The organism is Cognatundibacterium squillarum, assembly GCF_014652435.1.
Lineage (GTDB): Bacteria > Pseudomonadota > Gammaproteobacteria > Burkholderiales > Burkholderiaceae_D > Undibacterium > Undibacterium squillarum.
The window spans coordinates 121,203-139,268 of record NZ_BMYU01000007.1 but is presented as its reverse complement, the minus strand read 5'-3'; the positions used below and the strand labels follow the sequence as shown (position 1 = coordinate 139,268).

Genomic DNA, 18,066 nt, shown 5'->3' with positions numbered 1-18,066 from the left:
ATTCAATCATAACGTGAAGCCCGGACTTTCCGTCAGCTTTGTTCCGGTTTCTGAAACAAAGCATAAAATAAGCCGTCATGTTCGTTGTGTGTATCGGACGTTTTTCCGGTTTCCGGCAGTAATTGTCCCGGCGCATCGAGGCGGATTGCCTGATGCCGTGCGGCAAATGCGGCAGCCTGTGCTTCGGATTCTGCAGGCCAGACCGAGCATGTCACCATCAGCATTTTTCCGCCCGGTGCCAGCATGCGCCACAGGTTGTCGAGAATACGGGCAGATAAGGCGGCTAACTGGGCAGTGTCTGTCTTACGGCGCAACCAGCGGCTGTCGGGGTGGCGACGTACGACACCAGAGGCGGTACAAGGGACATCTGCCAGAATGCGGTCGTAAGGACGCTGATCCCACCAGTCGCTGCGGCTGGCATCACCACGCTGGACGCGGGCTTTCAGTTGTAATCGTTGTAAGTTGTCATGAACCCGGGCCAGGCGCACGGCGTCCGCATCCAGCGCGGTCAGATCCAGGTCGGCCAGTTCCAGCAAATGGCAGGTTTTGCCGCCCGGCGCAGCACAGGCATCCAGTACCCGCATACCATTCTGTACATCCAGTAACGGAGCCGCCAACTGAGCAGCGGCGTCCTGTACAGAACTCAGACCTTCGGCGAAGCCGGGAATTTGCTGTACCGGTACCGGGCGCAAAAGCTTCAGTGCAGCCGGCCCGATTTTGACGGATTCCAGCCCGGCGGCAGCCAGTTGCCGCTGATAGCTGTCACAATCTGTACGGCGCTGATTCACGCGCAGTGTCATTGGGGGTTGCTGATTTCCGGCGTCCAGTATGGTTTCCCATTGCTCAGGATAGGCGCTGCGTGCCTGATCCACCCACCATTGCGGGTAATTCCAGCGTGCAGCCGGTTGCTTGACAACCAGGCGCAGTAATTCATCCTGTTCACGCAGGAAGCGTCGCAGTACAGCATTGACCATGCCCTTGGCAAACACCATGTGCCCGTTTGATGCAGCAGCACTGACTGCCTGATCCACCACGACAAATGGTTCATAAGCCAGTTCCTGATCGGCATCACGCATCAGCAGTGTCAGGGAGGCGCACAGTAAGCCGTAGAGCAATGCCGGTTCCGGTTTCTTACTGGTCATGATCTGCAGCAGTGCTTCTGTACGGCCGAGCTGACGCATGCTGCGATAGGCAATATCCTGAATCGCACCGCGTGCCTGCGGGCTGGCCTGCAGTCGCGTGAAAATATCCGTCAGCGCCTGAGGCAGTGCAGTGCCTTCCAGAACGGCAGCAATTGCCTGTGCTGCGCCGGTTAAGGCATAGGCCAGCGAATCTGCGCGAATATCAGTCAGTTCCGGTGCTGGTTTTTCAGGCACGGCCGGGCGGGTACCGCCATAAGGTCGCTGGGCCGGACGGCTGCGTTGCGGTCTCGGAGAGGATAAGCTTAATGTTTTTCGCGTGGTATCTTGCATATGATCTGACAGGTTTGGCCGTGATTAGCGGTAAGTACATCGGAACAGCGGAACCGGGTTTCCGGCGCGGGGCGCTAGTGTACCAGTGAGTAGCCTGCCGCTGCTATGAAAGACTGCGTTTCTCTGACGGAACAACGGTGTTTCATTATTCTGTCCTGAACGGCTCAGAACAGACCACTACGGTCCTGCGCCGGTCAGGCGCGCTGACGTGTTGCGGAGAATGCAGGCGCAGAATGGCGGGTAAGCCACTGTCGCATATCTGCCCATGCCGGGTTTGGCAAAGGCTCGTTCAGAATCTCATGAAATGCATCCGGATAACGGCAAACGCTGAGCATTTCCGTCGGCGCTGCAGCAGCAAACGCCTCACTGCCGCGTGGGTCGACCAGTTTATCGGCTCCTGCAATCATCAGCAGTACGGGTATCTGCAACTTTGCTGCTTGCTGGTGGCAAACATTCATGGCGCTCAGCATGCTGTTTAATAAGCGCGCCGAAATTTTGTTGTGTACCAGCGGATCGCGCTGATAAGCACGGATCACTTCCGGATCCCGGCACAGGTGTGGCAGAGACAAGCCGTTGGGTAAGCCAAGTCCCGGTGCCAGTTTCAGCAGTAAGGCCAGTACCGGACGGCTCCACAACGGCATGTACAGCGCAAGTGCCGGAGCGGATAAAATCGCGCCGGACACCGGTAGTCCCGGTTCGGTCAGCAAGCGGCATGTCAGCAAACCACCCATACTGTGCCCGAACAGTAGCGGCGGGGAAGGAAGCTGCTGTGCAAAGTCACTGATGACGCCTTTTGCATCTTCCAGCATTTGTATATCTGACGGTGTATCGCCCCGCTGACCGCCGGATTTTCCATGCCCGCGGTGATCAAAACAGCGCACGGAATAACCGAGTTCGCGAAAAAAACGAATTGCCGCCAGATAACGCCCGCTGTGCTCGCCTATGCCATGCAGTAAAACGATTCCCTTATCATCAGTCCCGCCACTGTGCGGCCCGGAATAATCGGTTACGAACAGCGTAACGCCGTCAGCACAGACAAACTGATGCTGGATGGCCGCAGCTGTCAGCATCTTTCAGACTCCCCACAGCACATCGCGTTGCATTTTGTGTGCCGCATGCAGCATTTCCAGTACCGGAAACGCACGGGTAGCGAAAGTCACCGGTTCCGGTTGCTCATGTTCATTATCATCGGTTTCATCGTTGTGATGCGCTTTTACATCACGGGTGACCTCATCAGAGACGGGATGCATTTTGCTGTCGCTTACGGCAGCTTCCAGCAGTCGTATCGCGTCGGGCAATTCCGAAGGTGTAATCACACCCCGCTCCACATCTTTGTTCATCAGCTCCAGAATGCGGCGGGCATGTTCTTTGTACATGGTAATTTCTGCTGCAGCTTTGGATTGAAATGTCACCAGCATGGTATGCCCTCCGAAAAAAATCTGACGAAACCCCTGTACGCCGTTCATCAGCTGCAAGTGCAGAATAAAAAGACCGTCGCCGCGCGACGCTGAAGTACAGGTACCTTCGTTCTATCATAATCCCTAATATTGCAATTGGGGAGGGCAGTCTGCTGCTGTCCGTTGCTGCTAAGTACGGGGTTTACGGTTTTTCTGCAAAATCGCTTGTAAAAGATTGCAAAAACGGATCGCTGACCGTCGCATCTAACTGATGCAGCGGGCCTGTTACCACGATCTGGTAGACGTAGTTGCGATGAATGATAAAGCGCGCGTGCATGGCAACAGCCTGACCCTGCGGCGTTTTTCCTTCGGCCCGGACAACAGCGCCGGGTGCGGTACCCGGTGGAACGCTTGCCCCGATATTGCCAAGCATGCCATGCAGCATGGCTTGCCACATCAGACCGGTCTGATGACGGTCTTGTACTTCTGTCCAGCCAACAGTGAATGTCAGGTCATCTTCTGTAACGCCGCGCATTTGCATGGTGCACGGAATACCGGACAGGACAATATCTCTTGCCGCAGCTACCGGTTTGCCGGGCATCATGATACGAAAATGCCCGTCAGGCTCGTGAATTTCGCGCCAGTTCAGTGCAGGCTGGCAGGCTATCAGCAACATACCTGTGATCAGCCAGCTGAGTATGGCAAGCAGACGTTTCAATTGCATCAGATTCATCGCTATTCCTGTGTAATTGGCACCGGATCGCCCGGTATTGATACTGAGGCGTTCAATCTGTATCAGAAACTGCAGTGAAATAAGGGAACAAAGCGGTTCGCGCCCTTTCAAACAGATACCTTGCTGCTATCATCCCATATGGCAGTGGCAGCAGTCACTGCGCACATGTGAATTCAGTGGTGTGAATGCACCTGTTCACATTTTTTATGCACGTATTTTTACCGGATATTCATCATGTTGAGTTTTTCGATACGAACTGGCCTCGTCCTGCTGATGTTGCTGAGCTGTGCCGCCTGCGAGCGTATCGGGTTGGTCGATCCTGCAAAAGAAGCTGCGCGAAAAGAGTCCGACGCCCGTGCGACCGGTAGTGCATGCCGCCATGCCGGTCGTGCGATCGAAGACTGTTATGCACTGAATCCTGATGCAGCCCGCGCTGCAGTATATGCAGGCTGGAAAGAAATGAACGATTACATGCGTGAAAATAAAATTGACGTCGTGAAGCCTGAAATCGCGCCGAACGAACCACCGCCGCCAAAACCGGAGGTATCGCCGGAAGCGTCTGAATCCGCGTCGGCGTCTGCATCAGAATCTGCATCTGCAAAATCGAAAAAATAAATAATGTCTGATCAGGCGTTTTTCACAGACACGTACATCAGAATGATGGGCGCAGAGGATATCAGTGCGGTTTACGCCGTTCAGCAGGCTTGTTATGTGCCGCAAATGGTGGAGCCTGAAGCGCTGATTCAGCAACGCTGGCAACAGGTAGCGGATACCTCATGGGTAGCTTGCGACTCCGCGGGCCCGGCAGCTTATCTGGTCGCCTACAGAAGTCTGAAAAATAAAGTATCGGCGCTCGGGGAAGCATTTCGCCATGCAGAATGCCCTGACACGCTGTATTTACACGACATGGCTGTGCATCCGCGCTTGCGCGGCAGCGGGATTGCCGGACGCTTGCTGGCAAGTGCGCATGAGTATGCGCGTGCCAATGGCTTGTCCTGGCTGGGGCTGGTTTCCGTGCAGGATACGCTGACTTTCTGGTGTAAGCAGGGTTTTGAGCCTGTTGTGGCGGATGCAGATCAGCAACCGGTTCTTGCTACTTATACCGGACCGGCATGTTATTGTCTTCTGCCGGTGGCAGACTGATTCCGGAAAAATCCATTAAAAATAAAGCTGATGCCCCGCCAGGACGGAATGTTTTTACCCTGATAACTGAATGATGAAATTAGCCGGATTACGAACCAGCCGAATCGCCAGAATCTTTGCTACAGGTCTGGTGCTGTCGATCATTATCGGCACGCTGGTGTTCATCTGGACATTACGCCTGCAGGAAATCGGAAAGTGGGAAAAACAGACAGAAACCTACAGTGTCGTTCTGGCGGAAAACACGTCGCAGCAAATGGATTTTGCGTACTCGGCAATTACCAGTATTGCTGAGCGGATTCAGGATCGCTGGAGTGTCAGCGCAGATTATCTGAGTTCGAAACTTGCGACTTATGACTTTCATTTATTTCTGAAAGACAAAGTCGAACTGTTTCCGGCAATTGATGTGATTTCCGTGCTGGACGTGAACGGCAATACGATCTCTACTTCACGCCAGTTTCCCGCGCCGGAGTATTCGCTGTATGACAGGGATTATTTTCTGATGCAAAGAGATAATCCGACGCTGGGTATTTACCTGAGTAACCCGGTGCGCAGCAAGTCCACCGGCAAATGGATGTTTTTCCTCAGTTACCGCCTGAATGGCAGTGACGGTGAGTTTATCGGCGTTGTCATCCTCGGATTGTCGCCGGAGTTTTACGCCAATTTCTACGAAAAACTCAGTATGGGCGGGCGTGCAGCTGTATCGCTGATGCGTACCGATTTCACCTATCTTGCACGCTGGCCGGAAAATGACGCCGTGATGGGTGAAAAGAATACTTCGGGCAGCGCATTCCAGCTGGTACACGATAAGAACCAGCGCTCCGGTGTGATTGTCAGCGACGTCGCCAGCCAGAGTGAACCGAAACAATCTGTGACGCAAATGGTCGCTGTGCAGTCGCTGGAAAAATATCCGCTGATACTCAGTTTTGCTGTGGATGAAGATTTTTATCTGGAAGACTGGAAGAAGACCAGTGTGTCGATTGCCATCGTTGCAGCGGGTGCGGTGATCGCAGTCATCATTGCTTTTTACATGCTGATTAATCTGTTTCTGCAGCGCGAGCGCGATATGCAGGTGATGACGGATCTGAAGCGCGATGCCGACAAAATTAATCTGAAGCAGAATGAATTACTGATCAATCTGACCGAGCAGCAGAAAGCGATCAAAGAAAGTTCGGATCGGCTGCAGGCAATTTTCCAGAATGCTGCGGACGGTATCGTGATGGTCGATGACACCGGTCAGGTTGAAGCGATGAATCCGGTAGCGATTGAATTATTCGGTTTTAATGAAATGGCACCGGAAAACACAGACGCTGTACTGATGGCGTTTCCGGGACAGGCAGAACTGCTGGCCAGTGCAATGAAGGAAAGTGATTTTCTGACATCCGGTCGTGTGCGCCTGGAGGCGGAAACAACCCGTCTGGACGGGACACCGTTTCCGGCGGAGTTTTCTATCAGTGAATATACGCTGGCCGGTAAGCGCAAGCTGATCATTATCGTGCGCGATATTTCCGAACGCCGCAAAATTGAGCGTATGAAAAACGAGTTCATTTCTACCGTCAGTCATGAGCTGCGTACACCGCTGACGGCAATTCGCGGCGCGCTCGGCTTACTCGGTGGCGGTGCGGTCGCAGGTTTGCCGCCAGCCATGATGCCTTTACTGAATATCGCACAGAAGAACAGTGAAAGCCTGACCCGTCTGATTAATGATTTGCTCGATTTGCAGAAAATGGAAGCGGGCAAAATGGAGTTTATCTACGAAGACTGTGCATTATTTCCATTGCTGGAAACAGCAATTCAGCAAAATCAGGCGTTTGCACAGAGTATGTCGGTTGAGCTGGTGCTGGACACGGATGCCGGTATGGGGGCAGACAGTTTGCAGGAACGCTGGCTCAGCGTTGATGCCGGTCGCTTCCAGCAAGTCATGGCGAATCTGATTTCAAATGCCTGCAAATTTTCACCGGAAGGTTCGCAAGTCAGGTTATATGCACTGGCTTGGGCCGATCAGATGATACGCATCATCGTTGCAGACAGTGGCCCCGGCATTCCTGAAATCTTCCAGGAAAGAATATTCAAGAAATTTTCGCAGGCAGATGCATCTGACACCCGCAGCCAGAGCGGTACCGGTCTCGGTCTGGCGATTTCGAAAATGATTGTGCGTCAGTTGCACGGAGAAATCGGTTTTTATAATGCATCACCTGCAGAAGGTGGCGGAGCACGATTCTATGTGGATTTGCCGCTCGTGATTCCGCCGGACTTGCGATAGGTTTAACTAGAACTCATTTCATAAATACCCGCGAGATGCGTTTGTCTCATAGCGCGGGCTGGCAAGACGGACAAGGCAGTGAATAGCGGTGCTATTCACAACGCGTCCAACGCAGTCCAGCGTGCGCTATGAGACAAACCCTCCGGGAACGGAGGTGCCGGGCGCATTGCTTTGTTGCGTCGCTTGCACAGACACCAGTCTGTGCTGCGCAACGGCGCCGCGCACTGCTTCCCGGCACCCCGCGTTCGCACTCGTGGCTATTTATGAAATGAGTTCTAAATGAGGTGCAGATCGCGCGGCCGAACGCCGCCGAATACCTGTGCCAGCTGAGAGTCTGACAAACCATACATGCGGGCAAACATTCCGCCCAGAACTGCACGGTATTCATTCAGTACCGGATAGTCCCGGTTCTGAAACAGAGTGGACGCAGTCAACTGCTGCTGATCTCCGGCGATTTTTCCGCCTTTAACACTACCGCCAAGTACCCAGTACACTGAACCATGTCCGTGATCGGTGCCGCGCTTACCATTTTCGCGGAAGGTGCGGCCGAATTCACTGATAACGACCACGGTGGTATTTTTCCACTGACCACCCATCTCTTCGCGGAAGGTTTGCAAACCTTTGCCAAGCTCTTCAAATTTGTTTGCCAGCGTACCTTTACTGCTTCCCTGATCGACGTGTGTATCCCACCCGCCGACATCAATGAATCCAAGCGCATATTTCTCACGCATCAAACGTGCAATGCGTTGCGCCTCCAGTGCAAAACCTTTCGTACTGATTGCGTTACGGTTAGCGGAATTCATTTCTTCCTGCAGCTCACGCATCACATCAGCACGGACATTAAATCCTTCCGTGACTGCATCCTGCAGCCGGCTTTTCTGATACATGTCGCGGATGATCTGACTCTGACGCTGATCGATTTGCATTTTCGCCGGATTTTTCAGCGCCAGATTAGCAACCCTGGCATCACCCTGAAATATCAATGGCAACTGGTCAGTAAACGCCATACATTGCATCGGCTGCTGTGGCTGAATGACTGCTGCCAGACGGTTCAGGAATCCGGAATGAAAGTCGCGTTTGCCATTCAATGCCTGTCCCAGTTCGATGCTGTCCTGCGTTTCAAAATGGCTGCGCGTTAAGTCATCTGTGCCGGCAAAGGGAATAAAACTCAGTTCACCCTGCTGAAATAAAGGCAGCATCGTGTCTCGCAGCGCAGGATGCAGTCCCCAGTCTGCACTCAGTGGCAAAGCCGACTCCGGACGTTCGGAAGGTCGCGGTATGGCAATGTTCGGACGTGATTCATAATAAAAACTGCTGGAAACCGGTACCAGTAAATGACTGGCATCATAGCCACCGCGCAGAAACACGAGCAGAAAGCGCGGCTGATCTGCCGATGCAGCCATCACACTGCTGCTGATTCCTGCGGTTGCTGCAAATGCGCCTATTCCCTGCAAAAACTGACGTCTGTCCATCATGCTTTCCTTTCCGTTCAGCGGTGCATCATTTCCGGCGAAGCCAGAAACAGCAGATTCCATTCGGTGGTATTTTTTGCCTGCGCCAGTGCCTGACGGGTTTCATTGCTCAGGTAAGGCAGCATATTCTTGATGCAACTCGCATTGGATAATGTCGGGGCCTGAAACTTCTCCGCGCTATTCTGACCCTCTGCCCGGAACAAGTTTGCATTCCCATTTGCCAGAATGCGGGCCAGATCGAAGCGCGTACTCATTTGTCCCGCGCTGGACCATGCATTTTCAGCCAGCGAGTAACCATCCGGTGTTTGTCGTCCGAAGTAGGGCTGGCCTAGCATATTCAGCCAGTTAAGTGCCGGCGCGGTATTGACAATATTGCTGCCATCGTAGGTCAGTCGCAGTGAGGAGACCACGTAATGCAAGGGATCTTTAAACTGTTTGCCCAGCGATCGAATGAATTCTTCACTGTCAAACATGGTGCGCAGTGTGTAAGGAATATCCCCGTCGGAACGCAGGAAAGCAGAGGACATTGTGCTGATCAGTGCATCACTTGGTTGTGCGGAGACAAAAAACTGCGCCAGTTTCGTACTGACAAATCGAGCGGTGGCCGGATGGCGGCTCAGCATATCAATCACTTCGTCCGTTTCTGCCAGACCGCGTCCGCGTATCGTGTGTCCCAGTATCAGCTTGTCGCCGAAGTCGTGGCGTTGCGGATGAAATTCAAATAAGCCTTTACGCACAAACAGTTTCGCTGCTTCCGGACGCAGTTTCGGTACCTCGGGATGTGCCTGCATGTTGACACCAACGCCGGTCAGAACACGCGCCAGTTCCTGTACATCTTTTTGTGTATAACCGCCATTCACGCCGAGTGTATGCAGCTCAAGTAATTCCCGGGCGTAATTCTCATTAATTTTATTAACAGCGTTATATTCATTATCCAGATAACGCAGCATGGCCGGATGGTAGACCGTAGCGCGCAGTAATTCACGGAAATTACCAAGTGCGTTCGGGCGGATGGCACTTTCTTCGAAATCGCCGATCATGGCGCGGATATTATGTTTTCCGGAGAAAATGCTGAAGTGATTCATCCAGAACCAGGTCATTTGTTCCTGTAACTGGTTCGTTGAATAGACAGCGCGCAGCAGACTGCGCGAGGCAGCTTCGCGGGCTAAGCGGTTCATTTCCTGCTGGTAGGCTTTACGCAGCGTATCGTCAGTACCTTTCTGACGCTCTGACTCTACACGCTGTGCCTCCATTTGCCGGGCCAGTGCTTCCGCCGGAATTTTGCTGATCGTCAGACTGTCGATTTGCGCCTGTATCGGGCCGGGGACAATGCTGTGGCGCGCACGCAGTTGCTGATCCAGATAGCGGTCAGGTCCGACGGCAAGCACTTGCTGGTAGGAAGAATAATTGGCACCGAAACTCAGCCGGTTCAGCAGCAGATCCGTTCGTACATTGAATTGCGCGAACACTTTACCCGCCGGTGGCAGGATGACCGTTTCTTGTTTAGGCGGGGTACTGCAGGCAGCCAGCAGGCAAAACAGGCTGACTGACAGGCAGTGCTGAAATCGTAAGCGGTGAACCGGCAACATGAATGCTCCTGAATGAAACTTCATGCAGGAGCATACAATGAATTCTGCATAACGTGGATTGCAGAACCGGCAGATTTGTATAGATCAGGTAACACCAGTTTGCAGAACGTGCGGAAAAGTGACGTTCTGCAAATGCTGTGAATAAGCGTATCCCGGTGAGCTTCGGATACTCTGATCAGATCAGATCATCGCCGCCGTAACTGTCATCAGACGCAAAGTCGCTGCTCAGCGGCGCATCCAGCGGTTCTAGCGGAGAACTGTCATTCTGCGGCTGACTGAAGTAGCCCGGAATAAATTCACCCTGACTATTGTTCAGCTGCGCAGCACCGGACTGATCTGACAGCGCATTGTGATTGCCGCTGTTATGGCTGCCAAACATATGGCTGATTCCCTGATACAGAAAGGCGCCGGCCGCAACACCGGCTGCGGTCGATGCAATATTGCCGAGCATACCGCTGTTATTCGAGAAAAAACCGCCCGCTGCAGGAGCTTGCTGGGGAACCGGCTGTACCGGCGCTGCCTGCATGACCTGCGCAGGTGCTGCAGCCGTGTTCAGGCTGCGTGCCGGTGCACTGTTACCCCAGCCCCCGGAAGCGCTGTTCAGGAAACCACTCTGGCTGTTGCCTGCGGCGGCTGCCGGCTGGCTGCGCAGTTCGCGCAACTCTGCCTGCAGATCTGCGATCTGGCGGTTAGCGTTACTCAGTGCCTGTTCCATCAGCAAGGTTTTTTGTACCAGCAGATAAGCTGCGTCCGGTTGCCGGGCATACGCGTCCTGAATCATGGTTTGCGCTTGCGGATCTTTGACCGTACCTTTTACCTGTACCAGCTGATCCAGAAAATTCTGCAACATTTGTGTTTCTTGCGGCGACATATGACCTCCGGTGAACAATCAACATCCAGCCCGCGCAAACCGCTGGGCTGTGTGCGCCATATGTCAGGACGGCAGACGTGAAATCAATAGTGCGCTGACCCGTCTTTTAAAAAAATACCTCAGGTATTTTGTTTCAGTACCCGCCGGTACTGAATGGCTTCAGCCAGATGACGGCTGCTGATTTGTTCCTGATCTGCCAGATCAGCAATCGTGCGCGCCAGTTTCAGCACGCGGTGGCAACTGCGGGCAGACCATTGAAATTGCTGCATGGCTTGCTGCAGCAATTTCATGGCCGCAGGTTCCGGCTGGCAGTGCGTATCCAGTTCCTGACTGCTGAGTAACTGATTCGGTTTGCCTTGTCGTTGCAGTTGCCGTTCTGCAGCGCGTTGCACCCGTTGCCGGATATCTGCACTGTATTCGCCGTCCGCTTGTTTCAGTAAGTCTTCATGGCTGAGCGCCGGTACGGTAATTTGCAGATCAATGCGATCCAGTAACGGGCCGGAGATTTTGTCCTGATAACGGTGAATCTGATCCGGTGTGCAGCGGCAAACGATGCTGGGGTGGCCGTGGTAACCGCAGGGACAAGGATTCATCGCGGCAATCAGCTGAAAGCGTGCCGGAAATTCTGCCTGCCTCGCCGCACGTGAAATATGAATCCGGCCGGATTCCAGCGGTTCGCGCAGGACTTCCAGCACCTTGCGGTCAAACTCCGGTAACTCATCTAAAAACAATACGCCCTGATGCGCCAGAGAGATTTCTCCGGGACGCGGCGTGCTGCCGCCGCCGACCAGTGCGACCGCAGAACTAGTGTGATGCGGACTACGGTAGGGACGCTGACGCCAAAGTCCGGCGTGAAAGCCACCGGTTAAAGAATGCACCGAAGCGGCCTCCAGCGCTTCCTGATCGGTCATATCCGGCAGAATGCCCGGAAAACGGGCAGCGAGCATGGATTTGCCGGTGCCCGGCGGGCCGCTCATTAAAACAGAATGATTACCGGCGGCCGCTATTTCCAGTGCGCGTTTCACGCTGGACTGGCCTTTGACATCGCGGAAATCCGGATACAGCGCGACAGCGGCTGTCGGTTCGGCACGGTACGGTGTCAGTTTGTGTTCGGGCTGGGTAGCGGCCAGATGGGCGCAGACATCGAGCAGGGATGCGGCAGGAAGAATCACCGCATCGCGTACCAGTGCGGCTTCCGGTGCGCTGGCAGCAGGAAGAATGAAAGCGGGTAAATGATCCGATGGCTGACGGCTGATTGCGTAAGTCATGGCCAGCGCGCCGCGTACCGGACGCAGTTCGCCGGACAAAGAAAGCTCACCGGCAAATTCATAGCCAGACAGATCACCGGCAGGAATTTGTCCGGATGCAGCAAGGATGCCGAGGGCAATCGGTAAATCGAACCGGCCGGATTCTTTGGGCAGATCGGCGGGAGCCAGATTGACAGTAATCCGGCGGGCGGGAAATTCAAACCGCGCATTCTGGATTGCTGCTCTGACCCGGTCTCGGGCTTCTTTGACTTCGGTTTCCGGCAGACCAACGATGGTGAAGGCTGGCAAGCCATTTGCCAGATGCACTTCAACGGTGACTGCCGGTGCTTCCATCCCGTTCAGGGAACGGGTTTTCAGAACAGCAAGCGACATGCGGATTATTCGTCCTTCAGTTGTGCCTCCAGTGCAGCAACGCGGGCTTCGAGGGCTTCCAGTTTGGCGCGGGTTTTTGCCAGCACTTGCGCCTGAATATCGAATTCTTCGCGGGTAACCAGATCAAGGCGGGAAAAACTCTGGGTCATGAAGGCTTTGACATTTTTTTCGATGTCTTTGGCCGGAGAGTTTTCCAGTACCTGATTCAGTTTGCTCTGGAGATCGTTAAAGAGATTGGGTTTATCCATGATTTCACCTGAATGTTGTTTTTTTAGCTTTTTCTGCACATTTTTTGTGCAAGCCACCTATTCTGAAAGTGCGCCGCGCTGCAGTGCGTCAATTTAGTGCAGAACCGGCGCAGAACCGCAGCATGCTGCACAGCCAGCGCACAGTGGTTTCTCATCATAGCCTAAAGCAGGCACGGCGACTGCGCAAAACCATGCAATACCAGCAGGAATTTTGCATAACGATCAATGTTTTATGGTGTGTTGCAGTGCGGGCATACCACTTTCCGGCTGCTGGCACGACTTGTGCTAAAGGAGGTTTAGCTCCGAATTATTGCAATCATTTCTGGCAGGACTGCGAATGATCTTCAGGTCTTGTCTACCGGTAACAGATGAACTGAGTTCGGTTTCGTTTTGATTCTTGACGTATTACATCTTTGAAGGGGTATCGCAATGAAGAAAATCGTACTTGCAGTTGGCTTGCTGGCAGGCGCACAGGGTCTGGTGTATGCGGAAGACGCGAAACCGGAACATGAAGTCAGTTTTAACGTTGGTGCAGCCAGTGAATACCGTTACCGCGGGATTTCGCAATCCCGTCTGGATCCGGCGTTGCAGGGTGGTGCGGACTATACCCACAACCCTACCGGTTTGTACGCAGGCACCTGGCTGTCCACCATCAAATGGACCAAAGATGCCGGTGGCAGCGGTGATGTCGAATGGGATATCTACTTCGGTAAAAAAGGCGAAATCGCCAAAGACTGGTCGTATGACGTGGGTGTGCTGAACTATGTGTATCCGTCCAATGGTCTGGACAAAGTAGCGGGCTTTGCGAATGCCAACACCACGGAAATTTATGGTCAGATCGGTACCGGCCCGTTTTATGCGAAGTATTCGCACAGCGTGACCAATCTGTTCGGCTTTGTGAACAGTAAAAACAGCGGTTATCTGGATGTGGGCGCGAATGTGGAACTGGCTGACGGCTATGTGATGAATCTGCATGCCGGCCGCCAGATCGTGAAGAACAACGGCGCTTACAGCTATACCGACTTTAAATTCGGCGTGACCAAGGAATTTTACGGCGTTTCGTTCAGCCTCGCGCTGATCGGCACGGACGCAGAAAAAGGTTTGTATGTGACACCTGCCGGCAAATTTACCGGCAAAACCACGCTGTTGCTGACAGCAGTAAAAACATTCTGAGACCGGGGAAAGTATGAAACTCATCACAGCCATTATTAAACCGTTCAAGCTGGACGAAGTCAGAGAAGCGCTTTCTGATCTGGGCGTACAGGGAATTACGGTGACTGAAGTCAAAGGCTTCGGACGTCAGAAAGGCCATACCGAGCTGTATCGCGGTGCCGAATACGTTGTGGATTTCCTGCCGAAAACCAAAATTGAAGTTGCTGTTGATGACGCGATTGCTGATCGCGCCATTGAAGCAATTGAAAACGCGGCACGTACCGGCAAGATCGGTGACGGCAAGATTTTCGTATATGACCTGCAACAGGTCATCCGTATCCGTACCGGTGAAACCGGCAACGATGCACTGTGACCGGCAGGGGGATAACAAGATGAAGAAAATAATTCAGAAAGTCTTATGCGCCACCGCGTTGCTGGGTGTACTGGCGATGCCTGCGCTTGCACAGGATGCCGCTTCCAAACCGGCAGAAACCGCAGCGCCGGTGGCAGCCAGCGTCAGCGATGCAGCGCCGGCCAGCGCACCAGTCGCACCTGTTGCCGCTGCACCGGCATCCGCCGCAGAAGCCGCACCTGCAGCACCGGCGGCAGCCGCACCGGTACCGAACAAAGGCGATACCGCATGGATGATGGTTGCCACGCTGCTGGTGATTCTGATGACCATTCCGGGTCTGGCGTTGTTCTACGGTGGTCTGGTACGTTCCAAAAACATGCTGTCCATCCTGATGCAGGTGTTCATGATTTTTGCCGTGATCATCGTGCTGTGGTGCCTGTACGGATATTCGCTGGCCTTTACCGAAGGCAGTGCGTTTATCGGTTCGTTTGACCGCGTCATGCTGAAAGGCATCTGGGATCCGGTTAAAGCCAGCTACACAACCGCTGCCACCTTCAGCAAAGGCGTGGTGATTCCGGAATTTGTGTACGTGGCATTCCAGGCGACTTTCGCTGCAATTACCTGCGGTCTGATCGTCGGTGCATTTGCAGAACGTGCACGCTTCTCCGCAGTACTGGCATTCGTGGTGCTGTGGTTCACCTTCAGCTATCTGCCGGTTGCACACATGGTCTGGTTCTGGACTGGTCCGGATGCAATTAAAGATGCTGCCAGCCTGACTGCAGAAACAGCGAAAGCCGGTTTCCTGTGGCAAAAAGGCGCGCTGGACTTCGCCGGCGGTACCGTCGTGCATATCAATGCAGCGATTGCCGGTCTGGTTGGTGCATTCATGATCGGCAAACGTGTCGGTCTGGGTCGTGAATCCATGGCTCCGCACTCGCTGACCATGACCATGATCGGTGCATCCCTGTTGTGGGTGGGCTGGTTCGGTTTCAATGCCGGTTCCGCACTGGAAGCAGGTGACGTTGCAGCACTGGCCTTCGTGAACACCTTGCTGGCAACCGCCGCAGCCACTGTATCCTGGGTATTCGGTGAATGGATGTCCAAAGGCAAACCATCCATGCTGGGCGGCGCGTCCGGTGCGGTAGCAGGCCTGGTCGCGATTACTCCGGCTTGCGGTTATGTCGGCCCGATGGGTGGTCTGGTGATTGGTCTGGTCGCAGGTATCGTCTGTCTGTGGGGCGTGAACGGTCTGAAACGTCTGATCGGTGCGGATGATGCGCTGGACGTGTTCGGCGTACACGGTGTCGGCGGTATCCTCGGTGCCTTGCTGACCGGTGTATTCGCAGCGCCTTCGCTCGGCGGTCAGGGTATTTTTGACTACGTTGCCAACAAAATGTCGGCCGATCCTTACTCCATCGTCGATCAGGTGATCACACAGGCAACTGCGGTTGGTGTCACCATCGTCTGGTCGGTCGTGGTCTCCGTGATTGCGTACAAACTGGTGGATATTGTGATTGGTCTGCGTGTTCCGGAAGATGAAGAACGCGAAGGTCTGGACATCACCAGCCACGGCGAGTCTGCTTATCACTCTTAATATGGTTTTCAGTCAGGGCCGCTGATCAGAACAAGAGCCCGCGAACGATATCCTCAGTCAGTGTACAGAGCGCACGAAGCTGAACTTCCGGCCACTTTGCGAAAGCAGAGTGGCCTTTTTTTTCGTCTGCACGGTACAGGGAAAGCGTTGCGCTGACCTGATTGCTGACCGGATTCGCACCAGCCTGCCAGTAGCGACTGTGCAGAACACCGCATCTGTATTTTACGCAGAGCCAGACTTTCTGCCGACGACAGACGCACCCCCATGCAGAAATCCGCATTTTGCACGTTTTTGGTGCGTTTTTGGCTGTCGGGAGCCAGTAGCGGTGCTAGTACATTGTTGTGTTTGGTAAGGTGCTCGGTCTCATATCGCACTTCTGTAGTTGTATTTAATAGGATTCAATCGATACAAAGAATGTTGAAAAATATGTATCTAACAGTTATATTTAAAAATTATTTATATGAGATTTTATAGTTCTTATGAGCTTTTACGTTGAACCAGTTTATTTAAACGAAAAAATGGTACTCAATTGTGCCGCATACATATTCAAAGGCGTCGCATTGGAATCTGAGATATCTGAGGGAAAGGTTGCAAAGAACAAAGGCAATCTCAGTATAGGATTCAAATTTCTCCAGGATTTGCTGTCGCCGATTTCTGCTTCGGCTGAGCAAGAAAAAGAGAAAACAATCGCAACAAAGACCGCCAGACGCTATACCCTCGGGGGGTTGCATATGTCTTTGATTGATGCACTGAATGAAAATGGGTTCTTAAGCAGAACATTAGACATTGAATCAATCAACAGCCATGAGAATTATGTTGAGATGAACGTAATACTTAAGCCAATTGATTTTTATTCGATTATTGAAGCCTTGAAGGTTGCAACGCCGCTTATCTCTCAGATGCTTCAGAATTTTGGAGACAAATTCAACTCTCAAGTGTTCACAAAAAACATGAAGGCTGACTTAGCAAAATACGAGCAATTAGTTACGAAGATTTTATCTGAATTGGAAAATGACTATCTGAAGTCAGGTCAGCTTGAGATGATCATGGTTCATCCAGAAACAAACAGGCAGTTGGGCGTGGTGGATATCGATGTGAGCGATTTGGAGCCACTTGCGGTAAAAGCAAAGCTTACAGATGGCCGATTTAAGGTGATAGGTCGAATTTCTCGTCATGTTGGTAGCACAGAAAACATCAGTCTCGTACAGAGAACAGTACTGTCTTCAGCATTAGCAATTATTGAGAAACTGGTTACAGTCAGCAGTGGAATTGATAAATACAGACAGGGCATGAGTGCTGCCAGAATTATCGCGCAACAGGTCTGCCAACTCACTTTGCCAGGGCCAGCGGTACGAGTCATGGCAATGTCAGTATGCATATAAACCTAAAGTCTCAAATCATCGAACCGATAAAAGCGATGTTTTTTGAAAATAGGTAGTTTGGAACGTGAGGCCTCATTGAGCACACAAATGAAGAAGCAATCAGAACTTTTGAACGAGTGGTACCGCAGAGTGGCCGTCACTCAATACGCTCATTACTTATCGGCCAGTCATTTCGGGTCGCGTGCATATTGGCTTGGTGTACCAACCATTCTTCTCTCCACTTTGGTCGGTACATCCGTCTTTGCAACTATCGAGAAGCAACCTGATTTATGGATACGCGTCGCCGTCGGTTTGGCTAGTGTCCTAGCTGCTTTGCTAGCGAGCCTCCAGACGTTCATGGGTTATGCCGAGCGAGCAGAAAAGCATCGAATGGCCGGCGCAAGATATGGCGCTCTCGGAAGAGAACTAGAACAGATGAAATCATCCGAGAAAGAGCTTGCTGACGAGGTAATCGCAGCATTACGAAAGCGAATTGATGATCTAGCGCTAGAGGCGCCAAACAATCCACTCAAGATATATCGGCAAGCTGGAGGTGTAGATATCGAGGTCATCAAGAAATCAGAGCAGCCTCTTCATTGAAATGACTCACTTCGAAAAAGTTTTTATTTTGACTAACAATTAACGTTTCCGTGTTTTTGATGGGCTCGGTAATCATCTGCCAACTCCATAAGATAAAAATACCGAATCTGTCTTGTTGCAGCATGCATTAAAGAACGCTTCCCCAAAAAAACACCCTGTACGCGCAGGGCGGTACAGGGTGT

17 protein-coding genes are annotated in these 18,066 nt (G+C 52.7%); 8 read left to right on the top strand and 9 right to left on the bottom strand.

Annotation, left to right across the window (positions count from 1 at the left end; all coding sequences use genetic code 11):
• Positions 1–32: 32 nt before the first annotated feature.
• The 4 genes from rsmB to IE092_RS14050 form a co-directional block, all read right to left on the bottom strand.
• Positions 33–1,472 carry a 16S rRNA (cytosine(967)-C(5))-methyltransferase RsmB gene (gene rsmB / locus IE092_RS14065; RefSeq protein WP_189357830.1) on the bottom strand — a complete coding sequence of 480 codons (1,440 nt, stop codon included), beginning with the start codon at positions 1,470–1,472 and terminating at the stop codon, positions 33–35.
• A 194-nt stretch (positions 1,473–1,666) separates the two neighbouring features.
• Positions 1,667–2,542: an alpha/beta hydrolase gene (locus IE092_RS14060; protein WP_189357829.1), complete on the bottom strand. Its 876-nt coding sequence runs from the start codon at positions 2,540–2,542 to the stop codon at positions 1,667–1,669.
• A gap of 3 nt (positions 2,543–2,545) precedes the next feature.
• The gene (locus IE092_RS14055) at positions 2,546–2,890 is read right to left on the bottom strand and encodes a DUF1840 domain-containing protein (protein WP_189357828.1); all 345 of its coding nucleotides are present in this window, start codon (positions 2,888–2,890) and stop codon (positions 2,546–2,548) included.
• Between the two features lie 181 nt (positions 2,891–3,071).
• Complete coding sequence (locus IE092_RS14050; protein ID WP_189357827.1) at positions 3,072–3,602, bottom strand: hypothetical protein; 531 nt, start codon at positions 3,600–3,602, stop codon at positions 3,072–3,074.
• Between the two features lie 234 nt (positions 3,603–3,836).
• Here IE092_RS14050 and IE092_RS14045 point away from each other — a divergent pair, with 234 nt between their 5' ends.
• The 3 genes from IE092_RS14045 (at position 3,837) to IE092_RS14035 (ending at position 7,005) form a co-directional block, all read left to right on the top strand.
• Positions 3,837–4,217, top strand: a complete 381-nt coding sequence (locus tag IE092_RS14045; protein WP_189357826.1) for a hypothetical protein — start codon at positions 3,837–3,839, stop codon at positions 4,215–4,217.
• Between the two features lie 42 nt (positions 4,218–4,259).
• Positions 4,260–4,745, top strand: coding sequence for a GNAT family N-acetyltransferase (locus tag IE092_RS14040; protein ID WP_229793185.1), 486 nt, complete (start codon positions 4,260–4,262; stop codon positions 4,743–4,745).
• Between the two features lie 70 nt (positions 4,746–4,815).
• Entirely contained in the window at positions 4,816–7,005 is a 2,190-nt protein-coding gene (locus IE092_RS14035; protein ID WP_189357824.1) for an ATP-binding protein, read from the top strand.
• A gap of 275 nt (positions 7,006–7,280) precedes the next feature.
• Here IE092_RS14035 and IE092_RS14030 read toward each other — a convergent pair whose 3' ends face one another.
• From IE092_RS14030 to IE092_RS14010, 5 genes are all read right to left on the bottom strand, one after another.
• A complete protein-coding gene (locus tag IE092_RS14030) occupies positions 7,281–8,477 on the bottom strand; it encodes a DUF1501 domain-containing protein (protein WP_189357925.1) in 1,197 nt (398 codons plus the stop codon).
• Positions 8,478–8,494: 17 nt separating this feature from the next.
• Positions 8,495–10,066, bottom strand: a complete 1,572-nt coding sequence (locus IE092_RS14025) for a DUF1800 domain-containing protein (protein WP_189357823.1) — start codon at positions 10,064–10,066, stop codon at positions 8,495–8,497.
• 175 nt (positions 10,067–10,241) lie between these two features.
• A complete protein-coding gene (locus IE092_RS14020) occupies positions 10,242–10,937 on the bottom strand; it encodes a DUF2076 domain-containing protein (protein WP_189357822.1) in 696 nt (231 codons plus the stop codon).
• A gap of 119 nt (positions 10,938–11,056) precedes the next feature.
• Positions 11,057–12,577, bottom strand: coding sequence for a YifB family Mg chelatase-like AAA ATPase (locus tag IE092_RS14015; RefSeq protein WP_189357821.1), 1,521 nt, complete (start codon positions 12,575–12,577; stop codon positions 11,057–11,059).
• Positions 12,578–12,582: 5 nt separating this feature from the next.
• A complete protein-coding gene (locus IE092_RS14010) occupies positions 12,583–12,825 on the bottom strand; it encodes an accessory factor UbiK family protein (RefSeq protein ID WP_189357820.1) in 243 nt (80 codons plus the stop codon).
• A 429-nt stretch (positions 12,826–13,254) separates the two neighbouring features.
• On the opposite strand from IE092_RS14010, the gene IE092_RS14005 reads away from it, so the two are divergent.
• The 5 genes from IE092_RS14005 (at position 13,255) to IE092_RS13985 (ending at position 17,884) form a co-directional block, all read left to right on the top strand.
• Positions 13,255–13,998: a TorF family putative porin gene (locus IE092_RS14005; RefSeq protein WP_189357819.1), complete on the top strand. Its 744-nt coding sequence runs from the start codon at positions 13,255–13,257 to the stop codon at positions 13,996–13,998.
• Between the two features lie 13 nt (positions 13,999–14,011).
• Positions 14,012–14,350: a P-II family nitrogen regulator gene (gene glnK / locus IE092_RS14000; protein WP_189357818.1), complete on the top strand. Its 339-nt coding sequence runs from the start codon at positions 14,012–14,014 to the stop codon at positions 14,348–14,350.
• A gap of 19 nt (positions 14,351–14,369) precedes the next feature.
• Positions 14,370–15,923: an ammonium transporter gene (locus IE092_RS13995; protein ID WP_189357817.1), complete on the top strand. Its 1,554-nt coding sequence runs from the start codon at positions 14,370–14,372 to the stop codon at positions 15,921–15,923.
• A 479-nt stretch (positions 15,924–16,402) separates the two neighbouring features.
• The gene (locus tag IE092_RS13990) at positions 16,403–17,305 is read left to right on the top strand and encodes a DUF6414 family protein (protein ID WP_189357816.1); all 903 of its coding nucleotides are present in this window, start codon (positions 16,403–16,405) and stop codon (positions 17,303–17,305) included.
• A gap of 87 nt (positions 17,306–17,392) precedes the next feature.
• On the top strand, positions 17,393–17,884 hold the full coding sequence (locus IE092_RS13985) for an SLATT domain-containing protein (RefSeq protein ID WP_189357815.1): 492 nt from the start codon (positions 17,393–17,395) through the stop codon (positions 17,882–17,884).
• Positions 17,885–18,066: the final 182 nt, after the last annotated feature.

What these genes read in the sequence shown, in the direction of transcription:
- rsmB (WP_189357830.1), bottom strand. Translation starts at nt 1,472, where the DNA reads ATGCAAGATACCACGCGAAAAACATTAAGCTTATCCTCTCCGAGACCG.
- IE092_RS14060 (WP_189357829.1), bottom strand. Translation starts at nt 2,542, where the DNA reads ATGCTGACAGCTGCGGCCATCCAGCATCAGTTTGTCTGTGCTGACGGC.
- IE092_RS14055 (WP_189357828.1), bottom strand. Translation starts at nt 2,890, where the DNA reads ATGCTGGTGACATTTCAATCCAAAGCTGCAGCAGAAATTACCATGTAC.
- IE092_RS14050 (WP_189357827.1), bottom strand. Translation starts at nt 3,602, where the DNA reads ATGAATCTGATGCAATTGAAACGTCTGCTTGCCATACTCAGCTGGCTG.
- IE092_RS14045 (WP_189357826.1), top strand. Translation starts at nt 3,837, where the DNA reads ATGTTGAGTTTTTCGATACGAACTGGCCTCGTCCTGCTGATGTTGCTG.
- IE092_RS14040 (WP_229793185.1), top strand. Translation starts at nt 4,260, where the DNA reads ATGATGGGCGCAGAGGATATCAGTGCGGTTTACGCCGTTCAGCAGGCT.
- IE092_RS14035 (WP_189357824.1), top strand. Translation starts at nt 4,816, where the DNA reads ATGATGAAATTAGCCGGATTACGAACCAGCCGAATCGCCAGAATCTTT.
- IE092_RS14030 (WP_189357925.1), bottom strand. Translation starts at nt 8,477, where the DNA reads ATGGACAGACGTCAGTTTTTGCAGGGAATAGGCGCATTTGCAGCAACC.
- IE092_RS14025 (WP_189357823.1), bottom strand. Translation starts at nt 10,066, where the DNA reads ATGTTGCCGGTTCACCGCTTACGATTTCAGCACTGCCTGTCAGTCAGC.
- IE092_RS14020 (WP_189357822.1), bottom strand. Translation starts at nt 10,937, where the DNA reads ATGTCGCCGCAAGAAACACAAATGTTGCAGAATTTTCTGGATCAGCTG.
- IE092_RS14015 (WP_189357821.1), bottom strand. Translation starts at nt 12,577, where the DNA reads ATGTCGCTTGCTGTTCTGAAAACCCGTTCCCTGAACGGGATGGAAGCA.
- IE092_RS14010 (WP_189357820.1), bottom strand. Translation starts at nt 12,825, where the DNA reads ATGGATAAACCCAATCTCTTTAACGATCTCCAGAGCAAACTGAATCAG.
- IE092_RS14005 (WP_189357819.1), top strand. Translation starts at nt 13,255, where the DNA reads ATGAAGAAAATCGTACTTGCAGTTGGCTTGCTGGCAGGCGCACAGGGT.
- glnK (WP_189357818.1), top strand. Translation starts at nt 14,012, where the DNA reads ATGAAACTCATCACAGCCATTATTAAACCGTTCAAGCTGGACGAAGTC.
- IE092_RS13995 (WP_189357817.1), top strand. Translation starts at nt 14,370, where the DNA reads ATGAAGAAAATAATTCAGAAAGTCTTATGCGCCACCGCGTTGCTGGGT.
- IE092_RS13990 (WP_189357816.1), top strand. Translation starts at nt 16,403, where the DNA reads ATGAGCTTTTACGTTGAACCAGTTTATTTAAACGAAAAAATGGTACTC.
- IE092_RS13985 (WP_189357815.1), top strand. Translation starts at nt 17,393, where the DNA reads ATGAAGAAGCAATCAGAACTTTTGAACGAGTGGTACCGCAGAGTGGCC.